Source organism: Actinomycetota bacterium (genome assembly GCA_036280995.1).
In the GTDB taxonomy this organism is placed as follows: Bacteria; Actinomycetota; CALGFH01; order CALGFH01; family CALGFH01; genus CALGFH01.
Window position 1 is genome coordinate 1 of record DASUPQ010000487.1, and the last position, 8,549, is coordinate 8,549.

The following is an 8,549-nucleotide window of genomic DNA, read 5'->3' on the forward strand; positions in this document are numbered from 1 at the left end:
GTCGTCGGAGGCCAGGCGCTCCATGACCATGGCGATGACCACCTCGTCGGGCACCAGGTCGCCCCGGTCCATGAACTCCTGGGCGGCCCGGCCCAGCTCGGTCCCCTCGGCCACGTTCGCCCGGAAGATGTCCCCGGTGGCGATGTGTGGGGCATCGAAGCGGCAGGCCACCCGAGCGGCCTGCGTGCCCTTTCCGGCTCCAGGCGGGCCGAGGAGAACAAGACGCATCGATGCTCCGCTCGGTTGGGGAATGGAGACCTCAGAGCGTAGGCGGCGAGCTTGCCATCGGTCCAATAGATCGTCTAAATGGTGAGCATTGAGATCTCCTATGACTGGGAGGAGCGATGCTGCCGCAGATCGAGGCGTTCCTCGAGGTGGCCCGGCGCCAGAATCTCAGCCGGGCGGCCGAGGCCCTGTTCGTCTCCCAGCCCACCCTGACCGCCCGCCTCCAGAGCCTGGAGGGGTCCCTGGGCGAGCAGCTGTTCGTCCGCACCCGCCGCGGGATGCGGCTGACCGAGGCCGGGGAGGCGTTCCTGCCGTATGCCGAGCATGCCGTCGCCGCCCTGGCCGACGGGCGCCAGCGCCTCGACGAGCTGCGCCGCGGCGTCGCCGGCCGGCTGGTCCTGGGGGCGCCCCCGACGGTCAGCACCTACACCCTCCCGGCCCTGCTGGCCCGGTTCAGCGCCGCCCACCCGAACGTCCGCCTGGCCGTCAAGACCGGCACCTCCGAGGAGGTGCTGGAGATGGTCCTGCACGACCAGGTCCAGCTGGGCATCATCCGCTCCCTGGTCCACCAGGAGGTCCAGAGCGTGCCGCTGTACACCGACGCCCTGGTCCTGATCGCCGGGCCCGGCCACCGGCTCGCCGGCTCGCAGGCGGGCCGCCAGGTCCGCCTGGCCGACCTCGCCGGCGAGGTGCTGGTCCTGTTCGGGCGCAGCTCCAGCTACCTGGAGTTCACCACCGCCACCTTCCGCCAGGCCGGCGTGCTGCCCAACAGCGTCCTGGAGCTGGACAACATCGAGGCGGCCAAGAAGATGGTCGAGCGTGGCCTCGGCGTTTCCCTGGTCCCGGCCAGCACCGTCGCCGCCGAGCTGGCCGCCGGCACCCTGACCCGGATCGAGCTGGTCGACGCGGCCCCGGTCCGGCGCGAGATCGTGGCCGTCCGCCGCATCGACGCCGGGCCGCCCTCGGGCGCGGCCGGGCTGTTCCTGGAGATGCTGGCCGAGCTGCGGCCGATCGGCTGACCCGCCGGCCGGCCGCCGCTCAGTCGAGCTGGGCGAAGCCCTCGACCCGGTCGGTCTCGCCGGCCACCACCAGGACGTCGTCGGGGCCGGGGACCGTCTCCTGGGTGGCGTAGGTGAACGACCCGCCCTCCGGCTTGATGCAGACCACGGTGACGCCGTGGCGGCTGCGGACCTGGGCGTCGCCCAGCGAGCGCCCCACGACCTGCTTGGGCGGCTTCAGCTCGACCAGCGCGAAGCCCTCGTCGAGGGGGACGAACTCGAGCATCCGGCCGGTCACCAGATGGGCGACCCTGCGGCCCATGTCGTGCTCGGGGAAGACGACGTGGTGGGCGCCGACCCGCCCCAGGATGCGGCCGTGGGCCACGGTGATCGCCTTGGCCCAGATGTCCGGTACCTGGAGGTCGACCAGCAACGAGGTGGTCAGGATGCTCGCCTCCAGGTCGGTGCCGATGCCGACCACGGCCCGGCCGAACTCGCCCGCCCCGAGCTGCTGCATGACGTCCTCGTCGGTGGCGTCGGCCTCGACGACGTGGGTGAGCACGTCGGCGTTGCGCTGCACGTTCTCGGCGTCGACGTCGACGCCGAGCACCTCGTGGCCCAGGTCCATCAGGGTGGTGGCCAGCGCGGTCCCGAAGCGGCCCAGGCCGACCACCAGCACCCCGTTGTCCCGCACCTTGCTAGGACTCCGGCCACGTATCGACGTCGCATTCACCTACTCTGCAGCTCAAGCAGACCCCTCGCATGCGCGTCGGGGCATACGTGGCCGGAGTCCTAGCCAATGATCGGTCGTTCCTCCGGGTAGCGGTAGCGCGGCTCGCGCTCTCGCAGGGCGAGCGCGGTGGCCAGTGTAATGGGGCCGGTCCGTCCCAGGAACATGAGCAGGATCAGGACGTTCTGGGACGCCAAGGGGAGCTCGGCGGTGATCCCGGTCGTCAGCCCGGCCGACCCGAAGGCCGAGAACGCCTCGAAGGTGACCTGCGACAGCGGGAGCCCGCTCTGGGCGGTGATGGCCAGGGTGGCCGCGACCACCGCGCCCAGCCCGATGAGGGTGACCGACAGGGCCTGGCGCTGGGCTCCCTGGGGTATGCGGCGCCGGAAGGCGTTGACCGTCGACCGCCCCCGTGCCTCGGCGGCGACCATCAGCACGAGCACGGCGAAGGTGGTGACCCGGATCCCGCCGGTGGTGCCGGCGCTGCCCGCCCCGATGAACATGAGGACCTCGGTGACCAGCCACGACGTCTCCCCCATCTCGGCATAGTCGACCGTGTTGAACCCGGCCGAGCGCGGGTTGGCGCCCTGGAAGAAGCCGGCCAGCAGCTTGCCGGGGACGTCGAGGGGGCCGAAGGTGGCCGGGTTGGACCACTCGAAGCCGAGCACGGCCAGCGTCCCGGTGGCCAGCAGCATCCAGGTCATCGTCAGGGTGAGCTTGGTGTGCAGCGACCAGCGGTCCGGGGTGGCCGGTTCGCGGATGAGCTCGATCAGCACCGGGAAGCCGAGCCCGCCGGCGATCACGGCCAGGGTCACGGTCAGGCTCACCCAGCCGTCGTCCACGAAGCCGACCAGGTTGTCGCCGTAGAGCGCGAAGCCGGCGTTGTTGAAGGCCGACACCGAGTGGAACAGGCCGTACCAGGCCGCCCGGCCGAACGGTTCGCCGTAGCCCAGCCACAGCCGTCCGGTGAGCACCGCGGCGGTCACCACCTCGAAGGCCACGCTGAAGGTGGCAACGCCCAGCAGCACGCGCCGGGTCTCGCCGAGCTCGACGACGTTGATCTCGGTCTGGGCGAGCAGCCGCTGCCGCAGCCCGAGCCGGCGGGACAGGGCCAGGGCGAGCAGCGACGCCAGCACCATGAAGCCGAGCCCGCCGACCTGGACGAGCAGCAGGATGATCACCTGGCCGAGGGTCGACCAGTAGGTGGCGGTGTCGACGACGGTCAGCCCGGTGACGCAGACGGCCGAGGTCGCGGTGAAGGTGGCCACGTGCAGCGGGGCCCCGCCGGGCCCGGCCCGGGCCGGCGGCAGCAACAGCAGGACGGTCCCGACCAGGATCCCGACCGCGAAGGCGGCGGCCACGTTCTGGGCGGGATGTCGCGGGCGGCGGCGCACGGCGCCGAGCGCAGGTATCCGGAGCATGCCACCGGCATTCTCCGGCATGCCGGGCGGTCCGTGGGTTTCCTGGGCCGGGGCCAGGGGTAGCTGGCTGGACCACAAGGGACGGCCGAGAAGGAGAGCCATGCGCGTCGTCGTGACCGGGGCCAGCGGGAACGTGGGGACCAGCGTGCTGGCGGCGCTGGCCGGCGAGGCCGCCGTCACCTCGGTGCTGGGGCTGGCCAGGCGCCGGCCGGAGCTCGAGGTGGCCAAGACGACCTGGGCGGCCGCGGACGTGGCCGCCGACGACCTGACCGGCCATTTCCGCGGGGCCGACGCGGTCGTCCACCTGGCCTGGCTGATCCAGCCCTCCCACGACCCCTTCGCCATGTGGCGCACCAACGTCGTCGGCACCGAGCGGGTGCTGGCCGCCGCCTCCCAGGCCCGGGTCGGCACCGTGGTCTGCGCCTCCTCGGTCGGGGCCTACTCCCCCGGCCCCAAGGACCGGCAGGTCGACGAGGGCTGGCCGACCCACGGGGTCGCCACCTCGGCCTACTCGCGCGACAAGGCCTACCAGGAGCGGCTGCTCGACCTCTTCGAGCGCGACCACCCGGAGGTGCGGGTGGTGCGGCTGCGGCCCGCCCTGACCTTCAAGCGCGAGGCCGCCTCGGAGATCCGCCGCTTCTTCCTCGGCCCCCTGGTGCCCGGCTCGCTGGCCAGGGCCGGCGCCATCCCGGTGGTGCCGAGGGTGAAGCGGCTGCGCACCCAGGCCGTGCACGCCGACGACGTCGGCCAGGCCTACCGGCTGGCCGTGGCCGGCGACGCCCGCGGCCCGTTCAACCTGGCCGCCGACCCCGTGCTGGACGCCGGCGTGCTGGCCGCCATGCTGGACGCCCGGCCCGTGCCGGTGCCGGCGGCGGTGCTCAAGGCGGGGGCGGCCGCGACCTGGCGGCTGCACCTCCAGCCGGTGTCGCCCGGCTGGCTCGACCTGGCCCTGCAGTCGCCCCTGCTGGACGCCGGCCGGGCCCGGGCCGAGCTGGGCTGGTCGCCCCGGCGCAGCGCCACCGACACCGTCGAGGAGCTGCTGGCCGGGTTCCGCGAGGCCGCCGGGGCGGACACCCCGCCGCTCGACCCCGACGCCGGCGGGCCGCTGCGCCTGGGCGAGTTCCGCAGCGGCGTCGGCGGCGCCGACCGCTGATCACGAGAAGGAGCGACGACATGGCCGAGATCGGCTACTTCCTGTCCAGCGAGGAGCACGGCCCGAACGAGCTGGTGCGCCAGGCCCAGCAGGCCGAGGAGGCCGGCTTCCGGTCGGTGTGGATCTCCGACCACTACCACCCCTGGAACGACAACCAGGGTCAGAGCCCGTTCGTGTGGTCGGTGATCGGCGGCATCGCCGCCACCACCGACCTCAAGGTCACCACCGGGGTGACCTGCCCGACGGTCCGGATCCACCCGGCCATCCTGGCCCAGGCGGCGGCCACCGCCGCCCTCATGCTGGAGGGCCGCTTCCTGCTCGGGGTGGGCAGCGGCGAGAACCTGAACGAGCACGTCCTCGGCGACCGCTGGCCGCGGGTCGACACCCGGCTGGAGATGCTGGAGGAGGCCGTCGAGGTCATGCGCAAGCTCTGGGAGGGCGACCTGACCAGCCACGACGGCCGCTTCTACCAGGTCGAGAACGCCCGCGTGTACTCGCTGCCCGACACCCCGCCGCCGGTGCTGGTCTCGGCCCTCGGCCCCAAGGCGGTCAGCCTGGCCGCCCGCATCGGCGACGGCTACATCAGCACCTCACCTGACTCCGAGGCGCTGGACAGCTACGTCGAGCAGGGCGGCAAGGGGCTCAAGCAGGGCGGCATGAAGGTCTGCTGGGGCCGGGACGCCGCGGCGGCCCGCAAGACCGCCCACGAGCTGTGGCCCAACACCATGCTGCCCGGGCAGCTGTCCCAGGAGCTGGCCCTGCCCAGCCTCTTCGAGCAGGCCTCGGAGCTGGTCACCGAGGAGCAGCTGGCCGAGGTGATCCCCTGCGGTCCCGACCCGGAGCGCCACCTGGAGAGCTTCCGGCAGTACATCGACGCCGGCTTCGACGAGGTCTACGTCAGCCAGATCGGCGACGACCAGGCGGGATTCTTCGAGTTCTACCGCCGGGAGCTGGCCCCGCGGCTCTCCTGATCCCGCCCGCCTCCCTCCTCCGAGGCCTTCTCCTCGGGGGAGGGACGCCAGGCCAGCGGCAGGACGTACCAGAGCCCGGCGAACACCACGATGAAGCCGGCCGCGGTCCAGAGGGCCAGGTCGGTGGTGAACAGCACGTTGGTGACCACGTAGACGGCGAGCACGATGGCCGCGGCCAGGAACACGGTGCCGGCGATGGCCATCTGGTTGCCGATCCGCACCAGGCGCTCCTTCTCGCCGGCCCGCCAGCGCAGCCGGTGGTGGGCCGAGGGGGCGATCAGGAACGCGGTGGCCAGGGTGGCGCAGGCGATCGAGGCGAAGAAGGCGTTGCGCAGCGAGCCCTGGAGCTGGGCGAAGCGCTGCTGGAAGGGGGCGGTGAGCAGGAAGGCCAGCAGCACCTGGACCCCGGGGATGACGACCCGGAGCTCCTGGAGCAGCTCCATCAGCTCCCGGTCGAGCCGCTCGCCCTTGCTCTCACCGTCGGCCATGCACCGTCCACCTCCCGTTCATGTGGATTTGAGTGTAGACGGGGGCGCAAACCTGCGATCAGCCGGCGCCGAGCTGCTTCTTGCGGGCCGCCATCTCCTCGCCGAGTCGGGTCAGCTCCTCCTTGCCGAGGATCTCCTCGGACTGCGGGAGCAGCTCCCCTTCCTCCTCCTCGACGTGATGGCGCACGTTCTCCATCAGGACGGTGACCTTGGCGTCGAAGGCCTCGTCCTCGGACGACATCGAGCTCAGCTCGCCGAGCAGGATCTTGACGACGTGATGCTCCTCGACGGCCTCGGCGACCATCTCCTTGCCCTCCTTCCTGGCCTTGGCCTCGACCGCCGGGTAGTAGGTCTCCTCCTCGACGGTGGCGTGGACTTCGAGCTCCTTGATGATGTCGGCGACCAGGTCCTGCTTGGTCTTGTAGGCGCGGTCGCCCGCCTTCTCGAACTCCCGGAACAGCTGCTCCACCTTGCGGTGGTCGGCCTTGATCAACGCGACGGCGTCCTGTGCCACGGCAACCTCCTCAGTTCACCAGCAGTTGGGTGCGGAGCCGCCCGAGGGCGCGGCGCAGCAGGCGTGATACGTGCATCTGCGAGCAGCCGACGCGGGCGGCGATGTCGTACTGGTCGAGCTCGTGGAAGAAGCGCAGGACCACGATCTCGCGCTCCGGCTCGGGCAGGCTGTCGACCAGCCCGGGCAGCAGGAGCAGGTCCTCAAGCTCCTCGCGGGGCGGGGCGGCCGGCAGCCGGTCCCCCAGGGAGGTGTCGCCCTCGTCGCCGACCTGCTGGTCGAGCGAGACCTCCGAGCGGGTGTGGACGACCTCGATCGCCTCCAGCGCCTCTTCCTCGGAGATGCCCAGGTACGAGGCCAGCTCGGCGATGGTGGGCGAGCGCCCCAGGGTGTGCGGCAGCTCGTCCAGGGCCTTGCAGACGCGCAGGGAGCGCTCCTTGACCGGCCGGGAGACGTGGACCCGCCAGCTCGTGTCGCGTAGGTAGCGCTTGATCTCGCCGACCACGCAGGCCACCGCGTAGGGGACGAACGGGTTGCCGAAGTCGGGGTCGTAGCGGTCGACGGCCGCGACCAGGCCGACCCGGGCCGTCTGGCGCAGGTCCTCGGGGGTGGCCCCGCGGCTGCCCCGGTAGCGGTCGGCCAGCCGGTCGGCCAGCCCCAGGTAGGAGACGATGATCTGCTCGCGGACGACCGGGTCGCGGGTCTCGGCGTAGCGCCGGAACCAGCCCTCGACCTGCTTGACGGCGTCCTCGTCACCGGGAAGGACATCGTTGACGGACACGTTCGACCGGGTCGCCTGAACCACGCGCGTCTCCGTGAGTCAGCCGCCCACGGGGGCTGGGAGGACGGCGTCGAACTAGAACACTTCTACCCCTGCTCTTCGCGTCTCGCAAGAGGAGCGGTTGCGGCCGGCTCGGGCCGGACCCCGTCAGGCGCGGACCGCGAACAGCCGCCACTCGCCGGCGATGCCCTTGAGGACGTGGGCGCCGCGGTCCTCGAGCACGTGGTCCGACCCGGCGACCAGGTCGTGGACGGTCCCCGACACCAGCACCTCCCCGGGGGCGGCGGCCGCCATCACCCGGGCCGCGAAGTGGACGGCGATGCCGCCGACGTCGTCGCCCCGGAGCTGGACCTCGCCGGTGTGGACCCCGGCCCGGATCTCGACGCCTGCGCCCCGGAGCCGGTCGCGCAGGGCGGTGGCGCAGCGGATCCCCCGGCCGGGCCGGTCGAACAGGGCCAGGATGCCGTCGCCGGTCGACTTGACCAGCCGCCCCTGCAGCTCGCCGACCAGCTCGCGGGCGACCCGGTCGTGGGTGTCGAGCAGCTCGGCCCAGCGCCGGTCGCCGACCTGCCGGGCCCGCTCGGTCGACCCCGCGATGTCGGTGAACACCACCGTGGCCAGGGCCCGCTCGCCCAGCTCGGCCGCCCGCACCGGGTCCGGGGGCGGGACGGGCCGGGGTGGGGCGTGCCGGGGCGGTCCGGCCATGAACACGACGGCGGCGTGCAGGGCCAGCGGGATCAGCAGCAGCAGCATGAGCAGGCCCGGCCAGTAGACCGTCCGCATCCCCTGGGAACGCTCGGCGATCCACCAGATGCCGGTGGAGAACACGCCGACCAGCAGCCAGGCGCCGGCGTGGAGCACCAGCCAGCGGCGGCGGTCGCGCAGATGTCGCACCACCGGAGTGTACGCACACCGAACGGCTAGCGGCGGCATAGCCGATCGGCTCCCGGATCGGGGCGGGCTGGCCGATCCGGCGGCAGGGTGGCGCGGGGCATGCTCGTCCGGAAGACGACGGAACGAGGAGGCCCCGTGCCCATCATCGAGGTCGAGCACCTGCACAAGCGCTACCGGGACACGGTAGCCGTCGAGGACGTGTCGTTCACCGTCGAGCGAGGCGAGATCTTCGGGATCGTCGGCCCCAACGGGGCCGGCAAGACGACCACCGTGGAGACGATCGAGGGGCTGCGGACCCCCGACCGCGGCACCGTGCGGGTGCTCGGGCTCGACCCCTGGCGGGACCGGGCCGAGCTGCGCCAGCGGGTCGGGGTCCA

General features: G+C 72.5%; 11 protein-coding genes. 4 read left to right on the forward strand and 7 right to left on the reverse strand.

What is annotated here, in order from left to right:
• A partial coding sequence (locus tag VF468_16270; GenBank protein ID HEX5879849.1) for a nucleoside monophosphate kinase occupies positions 1–228 on the reverse strand: 228 nt, incomplete at its 3' end.
• 116 nt (positions 229–344) lie between these two features.
• Between VF468_16270 and VF468_16275 the strand changes: the two genes are divergently transcribed.
• On the forward strand, positions 345–1,244 hold the full coding sequence (locus VF468_16275; protein ID HEX5879850.1) for a LysR family transcriptional regulator: 900 nt from the start codon (positions 345–347) through the stop codon (positions 1,242–1,244).
• 19 nt (positions 1,245–1,263) lie between these two features.
• Here VF468_16275 and VF468_16280 read toward each other — a convergent pair whose 3' ends face one another.
• Positions 1,264–1,851 carry a TrkA family potassium uptake protein gene (locus tag VF468_16280; GenBank protein HEX5879851.1) on the reverse strand — a complete coding sequence of 196 codons (588 nt, stop codon included), beginning with the start codon at positions 1,849–1,851 and terminating at the stop codon, positions 1,264–1,266.
• 164 nt (positions 1,852–2,015) lie between these two features.
• The gene (locus tag VF468_16285) at positions 2,016–3,374 is read right to left on the reverse strand and encodes a potassium transporter TrkG (GenBank protein ID HEX5879852.1); all 1,359 of its coding nucleotides are present in this window, start codon (positions 3,372–3,374) and stop codon (positions 2,016–2,018) included.
• Positions 3,375–3,474: 100 nt separating this feature from the next.
• On the opposite strand from VF468_16285, the gene VF468_16290 reads away from it, so the two are divergent.
• Both VF468_16290 and VF468_16295 read left to right on the forward strand, forming a co-directional pair.
• A complete protein-coding gene (locus VF468_16290; GenBank protein ID HEX5879853.1) occupies positions 3,475–4,527 on the forward strand; it encodes an NAD-dependent epimerase/dehydratase family protein in 1,053 nt (350 codons plus the stop codon).
• A gap of 20 nt (positions 4,528–4,547) precedes the next feature.
• On the forward strand, positions 4,548–5,498 hold the full coding sequence (locus VF468_16295) for a TIGR03557 family F420-dependent LLM class oxidoreductase (protein ID HEX5879854.1): 951 nt from the start codon (positions 4,548–4,550) through the stop codon (positions 5,496–5,498).
• On the opposite strand, the gene VF468_16300 is transcribed toward VF468_16295, so the two are convergent.
• From VF468_16300 to VF468_16315, 4 genes are all read right to left on the reverse strand, one after another.
• Entirely contained in the window at positions 5,465–5,986 is a 522-nt protein-coding gene (locus tag VF468_16300) for a DUF6328 family protein (protein ID HEX5879855.1), read from the reverse strand. The genes VF468_16295 and VF468_16300 overlap by 34 nt on opposite strands.
• 58 nt (positions 5,987–6,044) lie before the next feature.
• The gene (locus tag VF468_16305) at positions 6,045–6,500 is read right to left on the reverse strand and encodes a hemerythrin domain-containing protein (GenBank protein HEX5879856.1); all 456 of its coding nucleotides are present in this window, start codon (positions 6,498–6,500) and stop codon (positions 6,045–6,047) included.
• A 10-nt stretch (positions 6,501–6,510) separates the two neighbouring features.
• On the reverse strand, positions 6,511–7,302 hold the full coding sequence (locus tag VF468_16310; protein HEX5879857.1) for a sigma-70 family RNA polymerase sigma factor: 792 nt from the start codon (positions 7,300–7,302) through the stop codon (positions 6,511–6,513).
• A gap of 123 nt (positions 7,303–7,425) precedes the next feature.
• Positions 7,426–8,172 (reverse strand): adenylate/guanylate cyclase domain-containing protein, encoded by a 747-nt coding sequence (locus VF468_16315; protein HEX5879858.1) that lies wholly within the window; start codon positions 8,170–8,172, stop codon positions 7,426–7,428.
• Between the two features lie 135 nt (positions 8,173–8,307).
• Here VF468_16315 and VF468_16320 point away from each other — a divergent pair.
• The coding region (locus VF468_16320) for an ATP-binding cassette domain-containing protein (protein HEX5879859.1) at positions 8,308–8,549 on the forward strand (242 nt) is incomplete at its 3' end.